This is a genomic window from Haemophilus sp. oral taxon 851 str. F0397 (assembly GCF_000242295.1).
GTDB lineage: Bacteria > Pseudomonadota > Gammaproteobacteria > Enterobacterales > Pasteurellaceae > Haemophilus.
The window spans coordinates 1-24395 of the sequence record NZ_JH591065.1 but is presented as its reverse complement, the minus strand read 5'-3'; the positions used below and the strand labels follow the sequence as shown (position 1 = coordinate 24395).

Annotated in this window: 21 protein-coding genes and 2 pseudogenes; 7 read left to right on the top strand and 16 right to left on the bottom strand. The window is 36.3% G+C overall.

What is annotated here, in order from left to right; translation table 11 throughout:
* Positions 1-28: 28 nt before the first annotated feature.
* The 4 genes from atpB to HMPREF9096_RS08180 all read right to left on the bottom strand — a co-directional run bounded on the left by atpB (position 29) and on the right by HMPREF9096_RS08180 (position 2390).
* Complete coding sequence (gene atpB, locus HMPREF9096_RS08165) at positions 29-826, bottom strand: F0F1 ATP synthase subunit A (protein ID WP_009499666.1); 798 nt, start codon at positions 824-826, stop codon at positions 29-31.
* 36 nt (positions 827-862) lie between these two features.
* A complete protein-coding gene (locus tag HMPREF9096_RS08170; RefSeq protein WP_009499665.1) occupies positions 863-1237 on the bottom strand; it encodes an ATP synthase subunit I in 375 nt (124 codons plus the stop codon).
* Between the two features lie 125 nt (positions 1238-1362).
* Entirely contained in the window at positions 1363-1974 is a 612-nt protein-coding gene (gene rsmG, locus HMPREF9096_RS08175) for a 16S rRNA (guanine(527)-N(7))-methyltransferase RsmG (protein ID WP_009499664.1), read from the bottom strand.
* A gap of 56 nt (positions 1975-2030) precedes the next feature.
* On the bottom strand, positions 2031-2390 hold the full coding sequence (locus HMPREF9096_RS08180; protein ID WP_009499663.1) for a helix-turn-helix domain-containing protein: 360 nt from the start codon (positions 2388-2390) through the stop codon (positions 2031-2033).
* A 166-nt stretch (positions 2391-2556) separates the two neighbouring features.
* Between HMPREF9096_RS08180 and HMPREF9096_RS08895 the strand changes: the two are divergent.
* A pseudogene (locus tag HMPREF9096_RS08895) lies at positions 2557-3408 on the top strand (SDR family oxidoreductase).
* Positions 3409-3483: 75 nt separating this feature from the next.
* On the opposite strand, the gene mnmG reads toward HMPREF9096_RS08895, so the two are convergent.
* The 6 genes from mnmG to pepE form a co-directional block, all read right to left on the bottom strand.
* Positions 3484-5373 carry a tRNA uridine-5-carboxymethylaminomethyl(34) synthesis enzyme MnmG gene (gene mnmG / locus HMPREF9096_RS08185; RefSeq protein ID WP_009499660.1) on the bottom strand — a complete coding sequence of 630 codons (1890 nt, stop codon included), beginning with the start codon at positions 5371-5373 and terminating at the stop codon, positions 3484-3486.
* A gap of 454 nt (positions 5374-5827) precedes the next feature.
* Positions 5828-6196 (bottom strand): rhodanese-like domain-containing protein, encoded by a 369-nt coding sequence (locus HMPREF9096_RS08190; protein ID WP_009499659.1) that lies wholly within the window; start codon positions 6194-6196, stop codon positions 5828-5830.
* A gap of 195 nt (positions 6197-6391) precedes the next feature.
* On the bottom strand, positions 6392-8365 hold the full coding sequence (gene cpdB, locus HMPREF9096_RS08195; protein ID WP_009499658.1) for a 2',3'-cyclic-nucleotide 2'-phosphodiesterase: 1974 nt from the start codon (positions 8363-8365) through the stop codon (positions 6392-6394).
* A 92-nt stretch (positions 8366-8457) separates the two neighbouring features.
* Complete coding sequence (locus tag HMPREF9096_RS08200; protein WP_009499657.1) at positions 8458-9729, bottom strand: M20 family metallo-hydrolase; 1272 nt, start codon at positions 9727-9729, stop codon at positions 8458-8460.
* A gap of 71 nt (positions 9730-9800) precedes the next feature.
* Entirely contained in the window at positions 9801-11096 is a 1296-nt protein-coding gene (gene dcuC / locus HMPREF9096_RS08205) for a C4-dicarboxylate transporter DcuC (RefSeq protein WP_005635328.1), read from the bottom strand.
* A 17-nt stretch (positions 11097-11113) separates the two neighbouring features.
* Complete coding sequence (gene pepE / locus HMPREF9096_RS08210; RefSeq protein ID WP_009499656.1) at positions 11114-11818, bottom strand: dipeptidase PepE; 705 nt, start codon at positions 11816-11818, stop codon at positions 11114-11116.
* A gap of 122 nt (positions 11819-11940) precedes the next feature.
* Between pepE and HMPREF9096_RS08215 the strand changes: the two genes are divergently transcribed.
* The gene (locus tag HMPREF9096_RS08215; RefSeq protein ID WP_009499655.1) at positions 11941-13176 is read left to right on the top strand and encodes a Zn-dependent hydrolase; all 1236 of its coding nucleotides are present in this window, start codon (positions 11941-11943) and stop codon (positions 13174-13176) included.
* Between the two features lie 36 nt (positions 13177-13212).
* Here HMPREF9096_RS08215 and HMPREF9096_RS08220 read toward each other — a convergent pair whose 3' ends face one another.
* The 4 genes from HMPREF9096_RS08220 to HMPREF9096_RS08235 form a co-directional block, all read right to left on the bottom strand.
* On the bottom strand, positions 13213-13680 hold the full coding sequence (locus HMPREF9096_RS08220; protein ID WP_005644158.1) for an Lrp/AsnC family transcriptional regulator: 468 nt from the start codon (positions 13678-13680) through the stop codon (positions 13213-13215).
* A gap of 93 nt (positions 13681-13773) precedes the next feature.
* Positions 13774-15303: a YfcC family protein gene (locus tag HMPREF9096_RS08225; RefSeq protein WP_005644136.1), complete on the bottom strand. Its 1530-nt coding sequence runs from the start codon at positions 15301-15303 to the stop codon at positions 13774-13776.
* Between the two features lie 105 nt (positions 15304-15408).
* On the bottom strand, positions 15409-16341 hold the full coding sequence (gene arcC / locus HMPREF9096_RS08230; RefSeq protein WP_009499653.1) for a carbamate kinase: 933 nt from the start codon (positions 16339-16341) through the stop codon (positions 15409-15411).
* A 9-nt stretch (positions 16342-16350) separates the two neighbouring features.
* The gene (locus HMPREF9096_RS08235) at positions 16351-17355 is read right to left on the bottom strand and encodes an ornithine carbamoyltransferase (protein ID WP_009499652.1); all 1005 of its coding nucleotides are present in this window, start codon (positions 17353-17355) and stop codon (positions 16351-16353) included.
* Positions 17356-17721: 366 nt separating this feature from the next.
* Between HMPREF9096_RS08235 and hcp the strand changes: the two genes are divergently transcribed.
* From hcp to crcB, 4 genes and pseudogenes are all read left to right on the top strand, one after another.
* Positions 17722-19374 carry a hydroxylamine reductase gene (gene hcp / locus HMPREF9096_RS08240; RefSeq protein ID WP_032803217.1) on the top strand — a complete coding sequence of 551 codons (1653 nt, stop codon included), beginning with the start codon at positions 17722-17724 and terminating at the stop codon, positions 19372-19374.
* A 103-nt stretch (positions 19375-19477) separates the two neighbouring features.
* A complete protein-coding gene (gene hcr, locus HMPREF9096_RS08245) occupies positions 19478-20500 on the top strand; it encodes an NADH oxidoreductase (RefSeq protein ID WP_032803215.1) in 1023 nt (340 codons plus the stop codon).
* A 112-nt stretch (positions 20501-20612) separates the two neighbouring features.
* Positions 20613-21309: pseudogene (locus tag HMPREF9096_RS08890) on the top strand (HAD-IIB family hydrolase).
* Positions 21309-21695: a fluoride efflux transporter CrcB gene (gene crcB, locus HMPREF9096_RS08255; protein ID WP_009499647.1), complete on the top strand. Its 387-nt coding sequence runs from the start codon at positions 21309-21311 to the stop codon at positions 21693-21695. Before HMPREF9096_RS08890 ends, crcB begins: the two are co-directional and overlap by 1 nt.
* Here crcB and recX read toward each other — a convergent pair.
* Together recX and recA are read right to left on the bottom strand one after the other, a co-directional pair.
* Positions 21692-22150 carry a recombination regulator RecX gene (gene recX, locus HMPREF9096_RS08260; RefSeq protein ID WP_032803214.1) on the bottom strand — a complete coding sequence of 153 codons (459 nt, stop codon included), beginning with the start codon at positions 22148-22150 and terminating at the stop codon, positions 21692-21694. The genes crcB and recX overlap by 4 nt on opposite strands.
* Positions 22151-22230: 80 nt before the next feature.
* Entirely contained in the window at positions 22231-23295 is a 1065-nt protein-coding gene (gene recA, locus HMPREF9096_RS08265) for a recombinase RecA (protein WP_009499645.1), read from the bottom strand.
* Positions 23296-23680: 385 nt separating this feature from the next.
* Here recA and tfoX point away from each other — a divergent pair, with 385 nt between their 5' ends.
* Positions 23681-24334, top strand: a complete 654-nt coding sequence (gene tfoX, locus HMPREF9096_RS08270; protein ID WP_009499643.1) for a DNA transformation protein TfoX — start codon at positions 23681-23683, stop codon at positions 24332-24334.
* The last annotated feature ends 61 nt before the right edge of the window (positions 24335-24395 follow it).

Genomic DNA, 24395 nt, shown 5'->3' with positions numbered 1-24395 from the left:
AGTTGAGTTGTTAAATAAAAAATAAAAATTAATGTTCCGCTTTATTATATGCAATACTCAGGTAAACCACAGTAAGCATCATAAAGACGAAGGCTTGTAATGCGATAACCAAAATATGGAAAATCGCCCACACCAACTGCAATGGCACACCCAGTGCAGCCACAAACGCATTGGCTGAATACATCACGGCAATCAAAATAAAGATCAGCTCACCAGCATACATATTTCCGAATAAACGAAGTGCTAATGAAACAGGCTTTGAGATCAACGTCACGGATTCAAGAAGAAGATTAACAGGGATAAATGCCCAATGATTAAAAGGGTGTAAAGTGTATTCTTTTGCGAGACCTTTAATACCCTTAGATTTAATCGTATAAAAAAGGATCAATATAAATACTGAAATCGACATTGCAAATGTCATATTCATATCCGTAGTCGGTACAGCTCGTACAGGAATGTGATGATCACCTGTAATAATAGCAAACAACTGAGGAATATAATCCACAGGTACCAAATCAATAGTATTCATAATCATCACCCATACGAAAATGGTTAAAGCCAACGGAGCTACCACATCTCGTTTACCGTGATAATTTTCTTTTACCACACCATCAATCCATTCTACAGCCATTTCAACAGCACATTGTAGTTTACTCGGCACACCTGCTGTTGCTTTTTTAGCCACCTTACGAAAAATAGCTAAGAAAAGGAAACCGCACAACACAGAGAAGAAAAACGTATCAAGATTAAACGTCCAAAAACCTTCACCTGTTGTAAGATAAGTTAAATGGTGTTGGATATATTCAATTGAAGTTTGTCCAGACATAATCGATCCTTTGTTCTGAAGAAGAATAACCCAAAGTTAAATTTTATTGAGAATAAGTGGAATAATATTATTCAGCACTAATGCCAATAAAAAACCAACAAAAAATGCAATAAAATTGATAACGAATAACCATTTGATGGCAATAATGATAAAAACCATCGTTAGAATGAACTTTATTGCTTCAGCACGATAAAGTGCGGTCAGTTTTGTTGAAAAATTTTGTTTTCTGTAAAAAATGATAAATATGAATGTACAAAAAGGCAAAAAGGCACTTAAAAAACCGTAGCCAAAATCTACCGCACTTTGGCGTTGCCATCCATAAATAAGCAAATAAAAAACTACAAGCAAAAGACTCTCAATAACAATAGCTTTTCTGTAGTTTTTTTTAGCGTGAGATAAAATGCGTGACATCACTTTTACAAAATAATTTTAGCTCGCCGATTATACCTTTGCTGGCTTTAGATTCAACTTAAAAACACATAAAAAGTGTTATATAAATCACACTTTTAGAAAATAATTTATCTATTTGTTACTTTTTAACGCAAAACGATTAAATGTCGTTCACCTATAAGTTCTGGAACATGTAATTCAATCACTTCTTGAATAGTATATTTTTCATTCAATTCATTAATTTCATCTTCCTGATAAATACCTTTTAATGCATAAAAATATCCATTTTCTTTTGGTAAGTGATGACACCAATCTGTCATATCTTTTAACGAAGCAAAAGCACGACTTAATACACCATCAAATTTATCTTCAGGTTGGTATTCTTCTACTCGACTTAAAACTGGGATTACATTAGTTAGTCCAAGCTCACGTATAGCATTTCGAATAAAACTAATGCGCTTACCTAAACTATCAAGGAGGACAAATTGTTTGGAAGGATTTATAATTGCCAAAGGTAAACCAGGCAAGCCAGGGCCAGTACCGACATCAATAAAACTATCACCCTGTAAATAAGGACTTACTACAAGACTATCTAAAATATGTTTGACTAACATTTCTTGTGGATCACGAACTGACGTCAAATTATAAGCTTTATTCCATTTATTGAGTAAATTGACCAGATCAATCAACTGCTGAATTTGTTTATCACTTATTTTTATATTTGCTTGTGCAAGTAAACTGACTAATTTGGCTTTCATATTTATTGTCTCTTTGGAAAATTACGCTATTTTACTTAAAAGTGCGGTAGATTTCCTTAATGTTTTTTTGTTGCAACCAAAATTCCTGTCAAATTTGTTTCCAACCAATCCACCAACTCAAACATCTTATTAGATGCCTCTACCCCAAATTCTGTTAATGTGTAATCTACTTGCGGTGGCACGGTATTATAGGATTTACGGATTAACATCCCATCAGCTTCCAATTCCTGCAGTGTTTTAGTCAACATACGCTCGCTTACGCCATCAATCGCACGGCGAAGTTCACTAAAACGCTTGGTGCCTGAATGTAAACTTACTAATACCAATGCTCCCCAGCGGCTTGTTAAATGCTGCAAAATTTGGCGAGATGGACAAGCTGAAGCCAATACATTTCCCCGAACAAAAATTTTTTCCATTTTTAATTCCTTAAAAATCAATAATTTAAAAATTATTTTTAAAAAATTTCAAAACTTACGTTTATGTAAGTACTTCTCAAAAGTAAGTATTAAAATATAATACGCCACATCAAGCGAACAATCAAATGTTCAAACATCATTTCAACTTAACGAAAAGGAAAATATCATGACAACTAAAACTATCGCAATTACTGGTGCAACAGGTCAATTTGGCGCAATCGCATTAGACTTATTAAAAGCAAAATAAGCAAACGTCATTGCGCTTGTACGCTCTCCAGAAAAAATTTCAGATGCAGTAGCCCGCAAATTTGATTATTCAAAAACAGAAGGACAAGTAGAAGCATTACAAGGCGTGGATACGTTAATTTTGGTGTCAAGCAATGAAATCGGTCAGCGTTTTGCACAGCACAACAACGTGATTGAAGCGGCAAAAAAAGCAGGCGTGAAACACATTATTTACACCAGCTTACTCGGTGTCACTAACGACAATACGGTAAAATCCCTTGCAGGTGAATACGTTGAAACCGAAGCCGCATTAAAAGCCTCCGGTATCACTTACACCATTTTACGCAATGGCTAGTACACCGAAAACTACACAGAATCAATTCCGAGCGCATTAGAAAACAATGCTTTCTACGGTTCGGCAAAAACAGGAAAAATTTCATCCGCACTTCGTGCAGAACTTGCGGAAGCAGCAGTCAATGTCGCGTTAGGTGAAGGCCATGAAAATCAAACTTACGAATTCGCCGGTTCAACCAGCTGGACATTAGCTGATCTTGCCGCAGAAATCAGTAAACAAACAGGTAAAGAAATCCCTTACGTGGATATTCCTGCAGCAGATTATGCCGCAGCACTTGTGCAAGCAGGATTAGACGAAGGCTTTGCAGGCTTAATTGCACAATGGGATGTGGATGCGTCAAACGGTGCATTATTTTCAGAAGACAAAACCCTTGAAAAATTGCTTGGCCGTCCAACAGCAAGATTAGATGTAGCAGTGAAACAGGCTCTTACCCATTAATTATATTTTTTTAAACTAGTCTATAAAAAATGCGGTGAAAATTCACCGCACTTTTACTTTCAAACACAGAAAATCTTATTCCCCACGTTTCAACATCCCTTGCTTTTTCAAGTTCACCAGAATAATTGAAATTGCTGCAGGGGTTATACCTGAAATTCGGCTCGCTTGACCAATGGAAACTGGGCGATGCTGTTCCAACTTCGCACGTACTTCATTAGATAAACCAGACACTTTGCTGTAATCAAAGTTAGCCGGGATAGCCGTATTTTCATGGCGTTTTTGTTTTTCGATTTCTTCTTGTTGATGCTCAATATAGCCTTGATACTTAATGGCAATTTCCACTTGTTCTACGGCTTCTCTATCTTCCATTGCTGGTTTGTATGGCGTTAAAGAAGTCAAAATATCATAAGTCATTTCTGGACGGCGTAATAAATCTTCACCGCTGGCTTCACGCACAAGTGGGCTGCCAAGTACTTTATTCGCTTCTTCTAAATATTCAGAACGCGGATGCAACCAAATACTGCGTAAGCGTTGACGTTCCTGTTCAATATTTTCCATTTTTTGATTAAAGCGCGCCCAACGAGCCTCATCAATTAAACCTAATTCATGGGCAATTGGCGTTAAACGAATGTCTGCATTGTCTTCACGTAATAACAAACGGTATTCAGCACGAGAAGTAAATACTCGATATGGTTCTTTGGTACCAAGCGTACAAAGGTCATCAACCAATACGCCAGTATAGGATTGATCGCGACGTGGATACCATGCCTCTTTCTCTTGTACGTAAAGACCTGCGTTAATCCCCGCCAATAAGCCTTGTGCCGCCGCTTCTTCATAACCAGTTGTACCGTTAATTTGACCTGCAAAGAATAAACCCGAAATCGATTTAGTTTCTAACGTTGGTTTTAAGTCACGTGGATCAAAATAATCATATTCAATGGCATAACCCGGTTTAATGATGCGAGCTTTTTCCAAACCTTTCATGGAATTCACAATGCCCATTTGCACATCAAACGGCAAACTGGTAGAGATCCCGTTTGGATACACTTCATTACTGGTTAAGCCTTCTGGTTCCAAATAGATTTGATGTGAATTACGATCCGCAAAACGCATAACTTTATCTTCAATGGATGGGCAATAACGTGGACCAATCCCTTCAATCACTCCGGTATACATTGGACTGCGATCCAAGTTATTACGGATCACTTCATGAGTTTGTTCATTGGTGTGAGTAATATAACAAGGAATTTGTTGTGGGTGATCAGAAACAGATCCCATAAAAGAAAATACGGGTAATACGGCATCACCATGCTGTTTAGCTAAAATATCAAAATTGATCGTACGCGCATCAATACGTGGTGGTGTACCTGTTTTAAGGCGATCCACACGTAATCCGAGATCTCTTAATCGATGTGAAAGATTTACAGAAGCAGGATCTCCAGCACGACCACCTTCATAATTTTCCAATCCAATATGAATTTTACCAGCTAAGAAAGTACCTGCAGTTAATACCACTGATTTAGCACGAAAAGTTAATCCCATTTTTGTACTAACGCCTGTAACTCGATCTTGCTCAATCAGAATATCTGTCGCTTCTTGTTGGAAAATATCTAAATTAGGTTGATTTTCTAATACTGTACGAACAGCTTGACGATATAGAACTCTGTCAGCTTGAGCTCTAGTAGCACGCACTGCTGGACCTTTACTGCTATTTAAAGTGCGAAATTGGATCCCCGCTTTATCTGCAGCATGAGCCATTAAACCGCCCATTGCATCCACTTCTTTTACTAAATGACCTTTACCGATCCCACCAATTGCAGGGTTACAAGACATTTGCCCTAAAGTATCTACATTATGCGTTAATAAAAGGGTTTTTAATCCCATTCGAGCTGGTGCAAGCGCGGCTTCTGTACCCGCATGGCCACCACCGATCACAATCACATCATAAGTTTCAGTGTAAAACATATCTATCTCTATATTATTCGGATCAAAAAATTGGCGTTATTTTACAGAAATTTAAAACACCTGACAAAAAAAGAATAGATCTATTGATCCTTTGAAAGATCACGTTTGTATTAGTAAATAAGATCTCTTTTTATATATAAAGATCTTATTATTGTTATTATTAAAATCCTTTATGGTTGTGAGTAACCTTATTTGATCCTTATGGAAACTGGTGTTATAGGATCTAAAGATCTTGTGAAAATGCGATCATTTTCTTTAAAAATCTTGTGTGTAAAATAGAAAGTTATTAACAACTTTATTTTTTCTCAAAGTTACCAAGTGAGTAAAAACAGTTTTATGACAGATTATTTATGAGTTATCCACAGGGTGTTTTTATTTGATTCTATTTTGAATAAAAAATCCCCTAAATGTTTTAGTAAGAAATTTAGGGGATTTTATAAGAAACTGAGTGCTATTATTTCAAACCTTTTTTAACTAAATCATCATAGCCACCATGGTTAGTAACGTTAGTGTAACCAGCTTTTTTCAAATCATTTAATGCAACTTCTGCGCGTCGACCACTACGGCAATAAAGATTGATAGGGGCATTTTTATCTGAGCTAACAGCTTTAATTCCTTCAATAATTTGATCGTGCGGAATATTAACTGCATTTTGTAAATGACCACTATTAAATTCTTCCGCAGAACGTACATCAATCCAAATCCCTTTTGCTTTTTCTGGTTGTACCGCACTTTGTTCTACTTTATCCGTAGTATTTGCAGATGTTGTTAAAGGGAAAAGAATAGCTGTAGCAGAAAGGATAGTGGTTAATAATTTTTTCATTATTTAATCTCCTTGTATAAAAGTAATAGTTTTGAATGATGAATTTGGGAATGTGGTCGGTTGCTATATTACCGGTAAACATAAAGAGAATGAATTAAAAATTAAGCAAAAATACTCAAAAATTTAACCGCTCTTTAGGAAGAAAAAATGCCACCTAAATTTTAATATTTAGATGGCATTTTATTTTCCTAATTATTATTTAGATAAATCAATTTGATACACTGCAAAACCGATTTCGTCAGTACCCACTTGTTTCATTGGGTATTGTGCTTTTTCAGCGATAAATTTCGCCGCTTGTTCGCTTGGCGATGTTTCAAAACGGACATCTAATTTATCGTTACCTGTGATAGGCATAAAACGCCAGTTTTTATCCGCGCTAGGGTTTACAGAACCTTCTTTTTCACTAGTTACTTTAATGTAATCAGCTAAAATTTGACGGTTTTCATCTGGTGATGCGTAAACAATATGTTGATCGCCAGTGCCTGGGAATTTATTACCGTAAGCACGATAGTTATTGGTTGCAATTAAAAATTCTGCTTTTGGATCAACTGGTTTACCTTGATAAGTGAGATTTACTACACGATGCGATTCTGGGTTGATTAACTTACATTCGCCATCGTAACGAGCAGGTTTGGTTAGATCGTATTCATAATTGACACCATCAATCACATCAAAGTTATAAGTGCGGAAACCTTCCCAATCTATTAATGATTGTGGTTTATCACTTGTAGGGTCAATTTGTTTAAACATACCAGCACTGCATTCTAACCATTCTTTTAATTGTTCGCCTGTGGCTTTAACAACCACTAATGTATTTGGATAGAGATATAAGTCTGCCGCATTACGGAAAGTTAATTCACCTTTATTTACTTCGGTATAACCTGTTGGGTCATTTTTACGACCACCCGCTTTAAATGGTGCGCCTGCACTTAAAATAGGTAAGCCAGCCATTGCTGCAACACTTGGTGCAACTTTTTCTACATAAGCTTTTTGCGCTTGGTTAACAATTTGAATGGTTGGATCATCTTGTACTAATGCAAGATAGCTGTACATATTATCTGTTGCTTTACCAATAGGTTGAGAAACAAATTTACGTGTCGCTTCGTGAACTGGTTTTAAAAGTGCGGTAATTTCTGGGTCATTTTTTGCAAGTGCTTTTTTGGTTTCTACATCATAAATTGGACGAAGCACCGCTTTGCCTGAAGTCACAATCCATTTACCTTTGTGTTCTGTTAAACCTAAATCTACCACACTGATATTATTTGCCCAATAGCCAGCCATACTTTCTGGTACGCCTTTTACGGTACCATTTACGATGTCCGCATTTGGTGATTTCGCAAATTCTTTATTTGGGAATAAACGGTGTGAGTGACCAAAAATAACCGCATCAATATGTGGAACGTCTGCCAAATAGAATGCCGAGTTTTCAGCACCTTCTTTGTATGGTTCATCCGACGGGCCAGTGTGAGCTAATGCAACGATAATATCTGCCCCTTTTTTCTTCATTTCAGGGACATATTTTTGTGCTGTTTTTACAATATCACGGGTTTCCACTTTGCCTTGAAGGTTCGCTTTATCCCAAACTATAATTTGTGGCGGTACAAAACCTATATAACCAATTTTTAATTTATGTGTTTTACCTTGATTATCAATAACTGATTTTTCTTGAATAACATAAGGTATGAAATAAGGTTCTTCAGTTCCGACTTTTACTACATTGGCATTTACAATTGGGAATTTAGCTTGTTTGATACAGTTAGCTAAATAATCTAAACCATAGTTAAACTCATGGTTACCTAAAGTTCCCACTTCATAGTGCATAGCATTTAAGCAATCAACCGCAGGGTTAGATTTACCCTCTTTATAGCCTTGTGCAGCTTGATAGTCTGCAATTGGATTACCTTGAATTAGATCACCGTTATCTACTAATACACTATTTTTTACTTCAGAACGAGCTTGACGAATAAGGCTTGCTGCACGAGTAAAACCGAATTTCTCGGTTGATGCGTCTTTGTAATAATCAAAGTCTGTTAAAAAGCTGTGAACGTCAGTAGTCGCAACAATACGTAAATCTACATCATGTTTATCTTTTGCTGTCGCAAAACGGCTTGCACTTAATGCAAGAATACTGCTTGCACCGATTTGAATAAAATGACGTCTATTAATCATTAAGTTTTCCTTATAAGGTGGGTAGATATTGCCTTTATTTTAAGAAAAATAGAGGATTCTTAAAAGAAAGGAGTAAAAATATTTTTATTTAATTAAGCTAATAATCTTTGTACTAAAGAAGTATAAATATTAACCCCAGTAAGCAATTGATTTTCATCGAAATCAAATTCAGCTTCATGATGACCTGCTGTGCGATCTGCACCAAGAATGAAGTAAATAGCTTTGCCTCCATGTTCTTGTACACGTCTACCTAAGATAGTCGCATCTTCACTTGCATTGAAAGCATAATTTGAATTTACGTTATTTATTTGTGGTTGTTCAAGGGATATTTCTTCGATGAGTTTTATAAGTTCAACATCATTATTCATATCCACGGCTTCACCTACAATTTCAGTTTCATACGCGACATCAAAACTTATGGAGATACCTTTGGCTATTTGCATGACTTGTTCAGTCATGTATTCATTAATTGCTTTATTTTCTCCCCGCACTTCTAATTGTAATTCAGCAGAGGATGGAATGACATTTCGTCCTTCACCCGCTTTTAGCACACCCACATTAATTCTTGTCATGCCTTCACCATGGCGTGCAATACCATGAAGTTGAGTGACTGTATGAGCTGCAGCTAATAAAGCATTACGACCTAAATGAGGCGCAGCACCTGCATGTGCAGGTTTACCTTTGTAGCGAATATCAATTTTTGTAGTGGAAAGAAAATTTCTTGGATTAGCAATAACTGTGCCTGTATTCGCGCAAAAACTAATGTGTGAAGAAGCAAAATAATCTGCATCATCAATTATTCCACTTTGTGCAATGGCTGCTGCACCTCGAACACCTTCTTCTGCTGGTTGGAATACAATTTTTACTTTTCCAGTGAGTTTATCTTTGTTCTGAGCGATCCATAATGCAACGCCTAAACCTATTGTAATATGTGAATCATGTCCACAAGCATGCATAAATCCATCGTTAATTGAGGCAAAACCTTCTTTATTTGGAATATGCTCTGGTGAGCGAGTTTCCGTTACATTCACACAGTCGATATCAAAACGTAACGCGATGGTTTTTCCTGGTTTACCTGAATCAAATAATGCCACACAACCAGTATACCCTTCCATTTTTTCGAGCCATTTTTCATTGGCTCCATAGGCTTTTGCATTAGCTAAGCCTTTATCTACTACGGCTTGTTTTCGTCCACGAACAAAGTCAGGGTTTATAATTTGTTTACCAAGAAAAATTTCAAAACAACCTAAGTCTTCCAAGTAATCCGCAATGCGAGAAGTTGTCCAAAATTCACTCCAACCAATTTCTGGAAAACGATGAAATTCACGACGCCATTTAACAAGTTGATTTAAATCTAAGTTCATTTTTTTTCTCCTTTAAAAGTCTATAAAAACAGACCGCACTTAAAAAAAGTGCGGTCAATTTTTTACTATTTTTACAACATAAATAACGCTAAGAATAAAACAGCAAGTATCATGCCTGGTGCGGTACGTTTTACCATTTCTACTGGGCTTACCATCGCAAGGCCTGCACAAACAATGGTTACACCTGCAATTGGTGAAGCTGTACGACCGATTGCACCAGCAATTGCTGCTGCCATACCAAGATTTACATGAGTGTAGCCGAGTTCTACAGCATGTGGTGTGACGGCACTGTTAAAGGCTATCGCTGCAGCATCGCCAGAGCCTGTAATTAACCCCATTAAGAATGGTCCAATTGTTGCACCCCAACGTACAAATTCGTTGGATTCTTTTAAGAAAGAAATTGCAGCATCCACTGCGCCCGTAGATTTTAATCCTGCTACAAAAACACTGGCTGCAATGATGATACCAAGTACGTTTGCATAAGAATTTCCCATACCATTGAAAAATTCTTCAGTGATTTTTACTGGGGAAATACGAGTGACGATAATGCCATAAATTGCACCAATCAGCATTGCTTGAGGAACGCCCATTTTAGTCCATTCAAGACCTGGCACTTGTTGTAATGATGTTCCACCAATCACTAAAATAACTAATGGTATTAATGGTGCAAGGGCATAAAGTACATTGACGCCTTCAACAACTTTAATTTCACTTTCTTTTTGTTCTGCAAGATAAGCTTGGCGATGTTGTTCACCATAATCTTTAAAAACAAGCGCAAGAATTGTTAAAACAACCGCACCTATTGCTCCCGCAATCATGTTATATGGCGCATGTGAAAGGTTTACTTGAGCGATAGTTAAGCCTGACATTTCACTAATCATTGCTGAGTGAGAAGAACCCGGGCTCATCATTGATCCAAAAGTCCCTGCTAAAATAGCTGCCCCAGCAGTAGCTGGTCGAACACCCGCACTTTTTAAAACGGGAATTAATGTTGCGCCAACCGCAGCTGCACAACCAGCAGCAGAAGGAATAGCAATATTGATGAAAAAGGTGATGACTGTTGCAATCGGGATTAAGAAGAATTTTAATCCGCTTAATGGTTTGGTAAGTAAATGCACTAGATGAGTATCACATTGAGTGTATTTCATTACATAAGCAAAACCCATACTGGAACAGATAGCCATAATTAATCCGCCAGATGTCATGCTTTTGGCAAAAGCATCTAATGCGCCCATTGGATTAAGTGTCAGAATGGACATTATTAAGCCGACACCAATCAAAACGGTTCGGGTTTCGGCTTTTTTTATCAGAAAATAAATTGTGGCAATAATGCCAATCACTGCAACGATGGATTTGAATAATTCCATTATATGTTCCCTTTAAGTTAATAAGAAAAAGTTGTATTGATGTCAAATGTGCCACATTCCATATTTTCACTGAAGCACAAAATAGGATTTTCACCCAACACAGTTGCCATTTCATTTTGTATATGAAGCGCAGAACCTTCAGGTAATGCATATACAAATGCAGTTGGATTAACGAGTAAAAATTCTGCCAAACGTTCTTCTCGGCTTTCACCATTGTGGCCTTGCATTTTACCTGAAATAAAGTGCGGATTAATTTGATGAGGAAAAAGCTGTAATGCTTGAAATGAAGGAGGATAAGTAATCGGCATATCATTAGTTGTCATAATAGATGCGCCCGCTACATTGGCCCCAGCACTCCAACCAAAATAAGGCGTACCTTTATTTACTTTTTCACGAATAATATCAATCAAATTGTGTTCATAAAGCTGTTTTAACAAACAAAATGTATTCCCGCCGCCAATAGCGATGGCATCTGATCGTTCAATGATATCTCGATGCTGCTCACCATGATGAACGGAAACAATATTCATCCCTAAATCAGAAAGTGCATTTTGCACAGTTTTTTCATATTCATCAAAAGTGCGACGTACCCCTGCATAAGGCACAAAAGCAATTGTTTTACCACTATAATCAGCTAAGAAATTTTGCAACCAAGGTACGGTATGTTCAAGATAACCTGTGTTCTTGTATTTTGAGCTACTGAGCAGTAACATGTTTTTCATTTTCCACTCCTTTTTAGAGGCATTTAGCAATACCGATATTACGCTTAGAAAAGGTTAATTTTCAACGAAAAATTATTATTGTTTGACGAATATCAAAAAATAAACCGTGTCAGGAGAAAACTATGTCAATTAATCTTAATCGTGTTCAAAATTTAATTGAAAAACTGGCTTTTATTTCATCAGTACCAAACGAGTTGACTCGCTTAGCTTTTACAGAGGAGGATGAAAAGGCCCATAATATGATTATTGAATTATGTAAAGAATATGATTTATCTATTCGTCGAGATTCAATTGGAAATCTTTTTATTCGTAAGGCAGGTAAAGAAGATTTTTTACCTGTAGTTGCATTCGGATCACATATTGATACTGTTGTGAATGCTGGTAAATTTGATGGTCCTTTGGGATCTGTTGCTGGGTTGGAAATTCTTTTGCAATTATGTGAACAGAATATTCAAACTCGTTATCCTTTAGAATTGATCATTTTTACTTGTGAAGAATCAAGTAGATTTAATTTTGCTACATTGGGTAGTAAAGTTATGTGCGGCATAGTAAATCAAGAAAAATTAAGTTCGTTACGTGATAAACAAGGAAAGGGTTTATCAGAAGCTATGGCTGAAGTAGGAATGAATTTTAATTTGGTTAATCAAGCAAAACGTGATGCAAAGGAATTTAAATGTTTTTTTGAACTTCATATAGAACAAGGCCCTCGTTTAGAGAATGAAGGAAAAACAATAGGTGTTGTGACAGGTATTGCTGCTCCGATTCGTGCAATTGTTAAAATTAAAGGACAAGCAGATCATTCAGGAGCAACAGCAATGCATTATCGTCATGATGCATTGTTAGGAGGAGCTGAATTATCACTTGCTATTGAGCAAGCGGCTATTCAAGCTGGACATTCTACAGTAGCCACAGTAGGTAATATTACAGCTAAACCAGGAGTAATGAATGTTGTGCCAGGATATTGCGAATTATTAGTAGATATTCGAGGTACACATGTACAAGCTAGAGATTCTGTATTTGAATTATTACAAGAGGAAATTAGTAAAGTTTCAGAAAAAAGAGGATTATTAATTGAGTTACAACTTATTTCAAAAGATAATCCAATAGTATTACCTGAAAATATGGTAAACCAAATAGCTGAAACCGCTCATTCCCTTGGTTATTCTTACGAAATAATGCCAAGTGGTGCAGGACATGATGCAATGCATATGGCAACACTTTGTCCGACAGGTATGATTTTTGTTCCATCTCATTTGGGAATTAGTCATAACCCTCTTGAATTTACTGATTGGAAAGATATAGAAGCAGGAATTAAAGTTTTACAAAAAGTTATATTAGAACAGGCTGAAGTTTGTTAATTGTTATAAAAACTCGTATCAATAATACGAGTTTTTTTATAAAGGCAACTCAGTTGTTGACTTAACCGTTTTTAGTGTAACTTCTGATTTTAAGGTTTTAATGCCAAGCCTAGAATTGAGATAGGTGTTTTTGATGTAATTAAATTGATCGAGATCGGATACATTGAGTTTCAATAAGAAATCAAAGCTACCAGCCATAAAATGGCATTCGGTAATTTGAGGGATTAATTTCACTTCAAAAATAAACCGCTCTTTTAATTCTGGGTCTTCTTCAAAGAAAGAGCCTAATGCATAAACGATGAGATTACAGTTTACTTTTTTAGGATTTAATAAGGCTACATAGTTATCAATTACGCCACTTTCTTCCAAGTGATTCACTCGACGTAAACAAGCTGAATTGGAGAGACCAATTTCGTTGGCCAGTTCATTATTTTGTAATCGACCATTTCGTTGTAATGCTTTAAGAATTCGAGTATCGATATTATCGAAACATTTTTTAAGCATAGTAAATCCTTTTTATACTAACAAAAAAGATAACTTATTATAAAAGAAACCGCCTAGAAAAACTGTGATCTAGGCGGCAATTTGACTAATTAGTTAAACACTATATAAAGATACTTGTACTACCAATAAAATGGAACCAATTAGCAATAAGCATCCAATCATTGGCATGACGAATTTAACCCATCTATCAAATGGAATATGCAACATTTGGAGTGTTACTAATACTAATCCTGTCGGTGCTAAGAATAGCATTGCATATTGTCCCCAGTTGTAAGCGGAAACCACGATGTCGCGTGGAATACCCACTGAGTCAGCAAGTGGCGCCATAATTGGCATTGAAAGTACGGCTAAGCCAGAAGAAGACGGTACGATTAAACCTAGGAAAATAAATACGACTAATTGGCCTAAGATAAATACGCTACCCGGCATACCGCTAACCACATTAGACATATAATCAAGGATTGTGTCAGAAATCATACCTTGTTCGAGTACTAAGTTCACGCCACGAGCAAGACCAATGATTAATGATACGCCTACTAATTCTGATGCACCTTCTGTGAAGGATTCCACGATATCTTTTTCAGACAAGCCACTGATAAACATAATAATGATAGTAATGGCAAGGAAAGACGCAGCCATTTGAGGGAACCACCATCCGCCAACCATTACACCCCAAATCATAATAGGGAATGCAATACAGAAAAGCGTTAAGATTAATTTGCGACGAGCTGAGAATTCGATAGTTGTGTTTGGATCAAAGTTTTTCATATAACGTTGACGGAACTCTTCGCGATCGTCGTAAGTATAAGAAAAACTTGGGTCAGCTTTGATTTTTTTACAGTACCAATAAAGATATGCGATTACGCAAGTTGCCCCTAAAACTAAACCTAGAGCACGGAAACCAATACCTTCAGTAAATTGAATACCAGCCGCATTTGATGCGATAACAACGGAAAATGGGTTAATTGTAGAGAATGCAGTTCCCATAGATGAAGCAAGGAATATAGCCCCTACGCAGACTATCGCATCGTATCCCAGAGCCAAGAATACTGGCACCAGAATCGGATAGAATGCTACCGCTTCTTCTTCAATACCGCATGTTGTGCCGCCTAACACCATTAAGACGGATACGCTGAATACAATAAAAAACTCATTACCTTTAGTTTTTTTCGCGAGAGCCATCAACCCAGCATTAAAAGAACCAGTACGGTTAATGACACCAATCATCCCTCCCAATACGAAGATAAAGACCATGACATCAACAGCTTCAATGGTGCCTTCTACCATACTTTTTGTGATGTCTTCAATGCCTTTGTGGTGTTGTTCTACACGTTGATAGGTACCAGGAATAGCGATTGGTTTTTTGATCACGCCTTCGGTGAAGTTGGAGAGTTTTATTTTGATATTGAGATTATCAAGAGTGTCTGTTGTGGCGGGATAAGTTTTATCGTCAACGCCGTAAGCTTTAACTACAAAAACATTATCTGTGGAGTTATATGTTAATTTTGAATATGAACCGGATGGAATTACCCAGGTCAATCCAACAGCGAGAATTAAGATTGCAAATAAAATGGTAAACGCTGATGGGAAATTAAACGTTTTCTTCTTTTTGGACGCATCCATAGCGAGCTCCTTATGTGTAACGTTTAAAGTGCGGTTGGTAAAAACATCGGTTAAACCGACCGCACTTTTTACCTTGAGAATGATTTCTCAAAGTTCTTTTATTATTTAAGCATAATAGGATATGCCTTCAGCTTTTTTCGTAATACGAGTACCAGCTTTTCCTTTCACAATGTCCACAATATCAGATAAAGAGCCTATTACTGCATCTTTTCCTGTTTGTTTTGCAAAGTTGATCGCGGCTTGTACTTTCGGCCCCATGGAACCTGCAGCGAAACCAAGTTCTGACATAGCTTCAGGTGATGCGACAGAAATTGCTTTTTGAGTTGGTTTACCCCAATCTACGAAAGTTGCAGAAACGTCAGTTGCGATGATAAATAAATCAGCGTCAAGATTTTCTGCAAGTAAAGCCGAACATAGATCTTTGTCTATAACGGCTTCAACGCCTTGTAAATTATGGTGCTCATCATAATAGGTCGGAATACCACCGCCACCCGCACAAATTACGATACTGCCTTTTTCAAGCAACCATTTTACCGGACGAATTTCAAAAATACGTTTTGGCAATGGACTTGGCACAACGCGACGATATTTATCACCATCTTGTGCTATAGACCAATTTTTTTCTTTTGCCAAACGTTCAGCTTCTTCTTTCGTATAAACAGGGCCAATTGGTTTAGTTGGATTTTTAAAAGCTGGGTCGTTGATATCAACTTCTACTTGAGATAATAAAGTTGCAAATGGCACTTCAAATGGAACTAAATTACCAAGTTCTTGTTGAATCATATAACCAATCATTCCTACTGATTCTGCACCTAATACATCTAAAGGATAGGTTGGTACATCAGTATAGGCAGCGCCTTGTAAGGCGAGTAAACCCACTTGTGGGCCATTACCATGTGCTATCACTAATTCATTATTTGGCCAAATCTTAGCAATTTGCTCACAAGCAATGCGAACATTTTGTCGTTGATTTTCGGCTGTCAGCGGCTCTCCGCGTCGTAATAACGCATTACCGCCTAATGCAATCACTATTCTCATACTGTCTCCTTATGCCAAACTTGCTACCATGACTGCTTTAATTGTGTGCATACGGTTTTCTGCTTGTTCAAATGCAATGTTCATTGGAGATTCAAATACGTCTTCAGTTACTTCAATACCATTAGCTAATTCAGGATATTTTTCAGCAATTTGACGACCAACTTTGGTTTCACTGTTATGGAAGGCTGGTAAGCAGTGCATAAATTTCACTTTTGGATTACCAGTGCGTTTCATTAATTCTGGTGTTACTTGATAAGGAAGTAATAATTTAATGCGTTCGCCCCAAGTTTCTAATGGTTCACCCATTGAAACCCACACATCAGTATGGACAAAATCTACACCTTTCACCGCTTTGTCGATATCTTCAGTTACAGTTATACGAGCGCCACTTTCTTTCGCAAATTTTTCGCACATTTCCACAAGACTTGCTTCTGGTAATAATGCTTTAGGTCCACAAATACGAACATCCATACCTAATTTTGCGCCAATTAATAAAAGTGAATTACCCATGTTATTGCGAGCATCTCCAATATATACATAGCTAATTTCGCTTAATGGTTTGTCGCAATGTTCAATCATGGTAAGTACGTCGGCAAGCATTTGTGTTGGGTGGAATTCATCGGTTAAACCATTGAATACTGGCACACCAGCATAATCAGCAAGTTCTTGAACGATACTTTGTTTAAAGCCACGATATTCAATGCCATCATACATTCTGCCTAATACGCGGGCGGTATCTTTCATACTTTCTTTGTGGCCAATTTGGGAGGAGTTAGGGTCGATGTAGGTGACTTGAGCGCCTTGGTCATGAGCGGCGACTTCGAATGCACAACGTGTGCGGGTGGAGGTTTTTTCAAAGATGAGCGCGATATTTTTGCCTTTTAATTTTTGTTGTTCTGTGCCTGCATATTTGGCTCGTTTCAAATCTCGGGAGAGATCTAAGAGATATTTAATTTCACGTTCTGTGTGATGAACAAGACTAAGTAAATGTCTGTTTTTCATATTGAAAGCCATAATAATCTCCTTGTTTTTTGACTATCCATTGGGGAATAAACATACATCATTCGAGATACTGCTTGTTGTTCGAACAATTTCATTATAAGAGAAATAAAATGAAATTTGTTATCGTTTTTCAACTGGTAATGCCAATATATAGAATTTTATTGTGTGGTTTTTAGTATTGTTAGAATTTATATTCTTTTAAATAAAAATAGATTAACTCGTTATTGATGTTGGCTTAATCTAGATCAAACAAATTCTAATTAATCAAAATTTCCTTTTGTATCTAGTAGAAAAAAGGTTTTATCATTTTTTTATAAATCTGAGTGATTTTATCGGGTTTATAACGAAACTTTCTATTCTAATCAAAAGGACTTAATTATGTACTGCGTACAATGCGAACAAACAATGCGTACACCTGTGGGTAACGGTTGTAGTTACTCTCAAGGAATGTGCGGTAAAACTGCGGAAACTTCTGATTTACAAGACCTTCTTGTTGCAACTCTGCAAAGCTTATCTGCTTGGGCTATTCAAGCGAGAGATTTAGCTATTATCGATAATGAAATTGATGCTTTTACGGCACAAGCATTTTTCTCTACCTTGACTAATGTAAACTTTGATTCTCAACGTATAGTTGAATATGCGCAACAAGCCATCGCTTATCGCGATAATTTAATGAAACGCTGCCGTACACTAAATCCAAGTATTGATATAAACCATCCATTAGCTCATTTACAGCTTGAAGGTGCAACGATTTCTGATTTAACAAAACAAGCAGCAAATTTTGCCCTAAATTCTGACCGCACTTTGATTGGGGAAGAAGTACATGGCGTGCGTATGCTTTGCTTATACGGTTTAAAAGGTGCGGCTGCTTATATGGAACATGCTCATGTTTTAGGTAAATTTGATAATGAGGTATATCGTCAATTCCATGAGTTTATGGCGTGGCTAGGAACGAATCCAAGTGATCTAAATGAATTGTTAGAAAAGGCTCTTGGCATCGGTAATATGAATTTTCAAGTAATGAGTTTATTAGATGCAGGTGAAACAGAAGCATTTGGTCATCCTGTTCCAGCAACGGTAAATGTGAAGCCTGTAGCAGGAAAATGTATTTTAATTTCTGGCCATGATTTAAAAGATTTAAAAGCACTTTTAGAACAAACGGAAGGCACAGGGATAAATATTTATACTCATGGTGAAATGTTGCCTGCCCATGGTTATCCAGAATTGAAAAAATACAACCATTTAGTTGGTAATTATGGAAGTGGCTGGCAAAATCAGCAGAAAGAATTTGCTACATTCCCTGGTCCTGTAATTATGACCTCTAACTGTATTATTGATCCTAATGTTGGTAATTACGCAGATCGTATTTATACCCGTAGCATTGTGGGCTGGCCTGGTGTAACGCACATTGAAGATCGTAATTTCAGTCAAGTTATCGCGAAAGCACAAGAAATGGCAGGATTCCCTTATGATGAATTAGAACACAAAATTACCGTTGGGTTTGGTCGTCAAACTTTATTAGATGCTTCAGATGCTGTGATTAATCTTGTGGCTGGTGGAAAATTACGTCATGTTTTCTTAGTGGGCGGTTGTGATGGTAGCAAAGGTGAACGTAGCTATTACACTGATTTTGCTCGTCAAGTACCGGAAGATTGTGCGATTTTAACTTTAGGTTGTGGTAAATATCGTTTTAATAAATTAGATTTTGGTGCTATTGATGGGTTACCTCGCTTGTTAGATGTTGGGCAATGTAATGATGCGTATTCTGCGATAATGCTTGCTGTAAATCTTTCTCAAAAACTGGGTGTTGGCGTTAACGAATTGCCATTAACGCTGGTACTTTCTTGGTTTGAGCAAAAAGCTATTGTTATTTTGCTCACCCTATTGGCGTTAGGTGTTAAAAATATCTATACAGGGCCGACTGCTCCAGCGTTTTTAAATGATAATGTGATGGCATTATTAAATGAAAAATTCGGTTTGCGCGGTTTGACTACGCCTGAACAAGATATGGCTGAAGCTTTAGCTAAATAACATTTCATAGAAAAGTGCGGTCGATTTTTTAATTTGTAGTATTAGTTTTATAAACATTTTAAAAATCCACCGCACTTTTTTCTATCTTCAAAGAGAAAATTCTATGTCAAATAATCAGAATCCGTTGTGTTATAACGAAATGCAGGTGCATTCTATTCATCAGGAAACTGATGATGTCTATACAATTGAATTAATAGCACAAGATTTTTACCCTTATGAGCCTGGTCAGTATGCTTTAGTAAGTATTCGTAATACGCCAAATATTGTGCGAGCTTATACACTATCGTCTACGCCAGGAATGAGCCGTTTTGTTACTTTAACCGTTCGCCGTATTAAAAATGGAGTTGGTTCTAATTGGATTACATCCGAAATTAAAGAAGGTGATCAAATTTGGCTATCCGATCCAATGGGTAAATTTACCTGTACCCGCATTGTAAGTGATCGATATTTGCTTGTGGCTGGTGGATGTGGCGTTACGCCAATCATGTCTATGACTCGCTGGTTATTAAAAAATAAACCGGATGTAGATGTGGTTGTATTCTATAGTGTCCATTCGCCTAAAGATGTTATTTTTAAACGAGAATGGGCATTACTGAAAGAACAATTTCCACAGTTAAAATTATTTATTAATGCTTCTGTTGATGCGGATGATGGTTTTATAGATGGACGTTTAAATAGTCAAATGTTATCTGAACTTGTACCCAATATAGCTGATTATACAGTGCTTACTTGCGGCCCTGAGAGTTATATGCGTGATTTACGTGCGATGACAGAATTCCTTGGTATCCCATCCGAGCGTTTCTTTTTAGAGCAATTTCATTCTTCAGCAGAAAATTGTATGTTAGATAATAGTAAACAAGTGACGCTTTCTATTACTAATCCAGTACCTCAAACTTTTTCTGTACCTGTTGGAAAAACATTATTAGCTGCTTTGGAAGAACATAAAGCACCGATTATTGCCGCCTGTAGAGAAGGTATTTGTGGTTCTTGTAAAACTTTAGTGGTGAGTGGTGATTATGAAGTGAGTTCAAACGGACCGCTAACAGAAGACGAAATTAAACAAGGTTATGTTTTAGCGTGCTGCTGTCAAATGAAAGGAAATATATCAGTTGATTTAATGCCTTAATCCTTAATAAAGTGCGGTTATTTTTATTACGGTTTTTTATACATTGATCTTAGACAAGGGCAATTTGTATATTTAGTGATATGATAACCGCAATTTATTTTTTGAGGTTTTTATGAATTTACCTTTTCGAGCAATGGTGTCTGATTTAGATGGCACTCTTTTAACACCTGAACATTTAGTCGGTTATGATTACATCAAACGGTGCTCGTGTACGGGATTTACAGGGTAATTTGCTTTATAGCAACAGCTTGCCTGAAGAGTTAGTTCTCGAGCTTTACAAAACGCCATTTGATACTTCCAAAGTATGCATGAATAGCTATCAAGATGAAGGTTGGTTTACTAATAAAGATATTCCTGCAATGCGTCAGTTCCATAAAGAATCGGGATTCGATTATAACGTAGTTGATTTTTCCAAACATCATGGCCGTGGTGCTGAAAAAGTCTTTTTTATTGGTAAAACTCCAGAAGATTTAGTTGAAGTAGAAGCTTATTTACGAGATAAGTTTGGTGACGTAACGACAATTGTTTATTCAGCATTAGCTTGTTTGGAAGTAATGAATAAGAATGTTTCAAAAGGCGACGCATTAAAACATTTACTTGAATCACGAGAATATGAGTTAAAAGACTGTATTGCTTTTGGTGATGGAATGAATGATGTAGAAATGCTTTCTTGGTCTGGTAAAGGCTGTATCATGCAAGATGCAGATATTCGTTTAAAAAAAGCTTGTCTTGAGTTAGAAATTATTGGCTCAAATAAAGAAGAATCTGTCGCTCGTTATTTGCGAACTCAATTTGGATTAGATTATTAATGCAGGCATTATTATTCATAAGTTGTGGTGCAATATTAGGTGCATCATTGCGTTGGACTATAGGATTGTTATTTAATCCTTTATTTTCCTCATTTGCTTTTGGGACTTTAATCGCTAATTTGCTTGGTTGTTTAATTATTGGTGTTTTACTTGGGCTTTTTTGGCAATTTCCACAAATTAGTTCTGAATGGCGATTATTTTTAATTACCGGTTTTTTAGGATCGCTAACCACATTTTCTTCTTTTTCTTCCGAAGTTGTGGAATTATTTTTTAATGATAAATGGTTAAATGGATTTAGTGTACTGGCTATGCATTTATTCGGATGTTTAGCTATGACAACATTGGGCATTTGGATATATAAAATTTGCTCTCAACTTTTACATTAATCCCATTCATTTTGGTTTTGCCCAATTAAATCAGCAAATTCATCGCTACGAAATCCGTGTGATAGCATATATTGCCAAATTTTTTGTTTCATTTTAGGCGTTTGCTGTTCGTTGTAATTTGGGAATTTTTTACGTAACAAGTTCTCTGCCATTTCATACCAATCAATTTCTGATTCCATTAAAACTTCATCAATAATATCAGAAGACACACCTTTTAATTGGAGTAATTCTTGTCGAATTCTTCCTACACCATAACCTTTTTGTGCACGTGAATTCACATAATTTTCTGAAAAACGACGATCACTTTGCCAATTTTTTGCCTGGCATAAAGATAATGCATCATCAATTTCTTCTTCCGAAAAGTTCTTTTCCTGCATTTTATTGCGGAGCTCGAATTCACTATATTCTCTGCGAGAAAGAAGATTAACTATGTAATTAAAAGCAAGGGATGACAAGGAATGATTCCTTTATTTTTTATTGAATTGATATAAAGTGCGGTTAAAAATGACCGCACTTTTGGCGTTGATGATTTGATTTATTCAAAATCACTTTCTGATTCTGAACTATTTTCAGATTGTTCAATGTCAGCCATTAAAGCTTGTTCTGGATTAGCCACTAATTCTGCGCGTAAACGAGCTTCTAATTCATCTGCTTTTTCTGGATTTTCATTGAGCCATTTCATTGAGTTGGTTTTACCTTGGCCAATTTTTTCTCCATTATAGGCATACCACGCACCTGATTTCTCTACAAGCTTGTGTTTTACACCAAGTTCTAATAATTCCCCTGCTTTTGAAATACCTTCGCCATAAAGAATTTGGAAATCTACTTGACGGAATGGTGCCGCTAATTTGTTTTTTACTACTTTTACACGTGTTTCATTTCCAATAATATTTTCGCCATCTTTTACAGAACCAGTGCGACGAATATCTAAGCGAACAGAAGAATAGAATTTTAATGCATTACCGCCTGTGGTGGTTTCAGGATTACCAAACATCACACCTATTTTCATTCGGATTTGGTTAATAAATACAACTAAACAGTTTGCATTTTTAATTTGGCCAGTAAGTTTACGCAAAGCTTGTGACATTAAACGAGCCTGCAGCCCCATATGGGAATCCCCCATATCCCCTTCAATTTCAGCTTTTGGTGTCAGTGCGGCAACAGAGTCCACAATGATTACATCAATTGCGCCAGAGCGAACCAGTGCATCACAGATTTCAAGTGCTTGTTCACCATTATCTGGTTGGGAAACAAAAAGTTCTTTTACATCCACCCCAAGTTTTGCTGCATAAATAGGATCAAGGGCGTGTTCTGCGTCAATAAACGCACAGGTTTTTCCCGCTTTTTGCGCTTGAGCAATGACGGAAAGAGTTAATGTTGTTTTACCTGATGATTCAGGTCCGAAAATTTCTACAATTCGTCCCATAGGTAAACCACCAATTCCTAGTGCAACATCTAAGCCAAGTGATCCAGTAGAAATAGATTCTACATCTAACGTTTTGGTATCACCTAACTTCATAATTGAGCCTTTACCAAATTGTTTTTCTATTTGTCCTAATGCTGCAGCTAGTGCTTTTTGTTTTTCTTCTTGAGTCGCCATAAGTAAATTCCTGTTTGAATGTTCAAGTTTTTTGTGATTATATCTGTATTGATGTACAGGTCAAGAAAAATATTCATATTTGGAAAAATATGGGATCTGTATTCCAAAAAAAGCAGAGTTAAACCTCAAAATGAGGGAGTTATGATAAAGCTTGTTAATTGAATTTTTAGGTTAAATTATATACAAAGTATAATAGTAAGAAAATTTTTAAATATATTATATTTATATATAAACTAATTGTTTACATAAAAATAAATTTCAAATTTACGATCAGCTTCACAAATCTGAAATTTATTCTTAGTAAGATTAAAAACTTCATGATATAAACCAAATCAGAAGTACTTCTACTGACCATCTTTAAAATTGTTATTCATAGGAGATTTATATGAATATAAAAGACGAGCATATAAATAATGTTTGCCTTCTATTAGATCAGTTGGTAGGAAATGTTACCTTTAAAAATCTTTTTACAGGTTACGGTTTCTTTCACAAGGAAGAGACAATGTTTGCCATTTGGCAGAATAAAAAACTTTATCTACGTGGTGAGGATGAGCTTGCAATTCAATTAAGTAAATTAGGTTGTGAACCGTTTACAACAAATGAGTTGAATAAGAGATTTGTACTTTCTCAATATTATGCACTTTCAGATCAGGTGATGCGTAATAATATGTTGTGTAGAAAGTTGATTATTCTTTCTATTCAGCAAATTCGCAATCAAAAGTTAGATCGTACTTTAAGAAAGTTAAATAGGTTAAAGGATTTACCCAATTTAACTATCAAGCATGAAAGAGCGCTAATAAAAGTTGGCATTACTGATGTTGCTATGCTAAGAGAAATAGGTGCAGAAAATGCATTGGTGGAATTAAAGAAAAGTGGCAGCGGAGCAACTTTAGATTTTTATTGGAAGTTAGTATGCGCTTTGCAAAATAAAAATAGTCAATTTTTAAGTCAATCGGAAAAAGAGCGTTTATTAAAGAAATTAAACGAAATTTTGAGAAAGAATGGCTTGAAAGGCTATAGAAAATTAGATGACGAATAAAATTTGTTCATTCAAATGATTTTTTGTAAAAAGTACTTGCAAGGGATTTGAAAATCCCTAT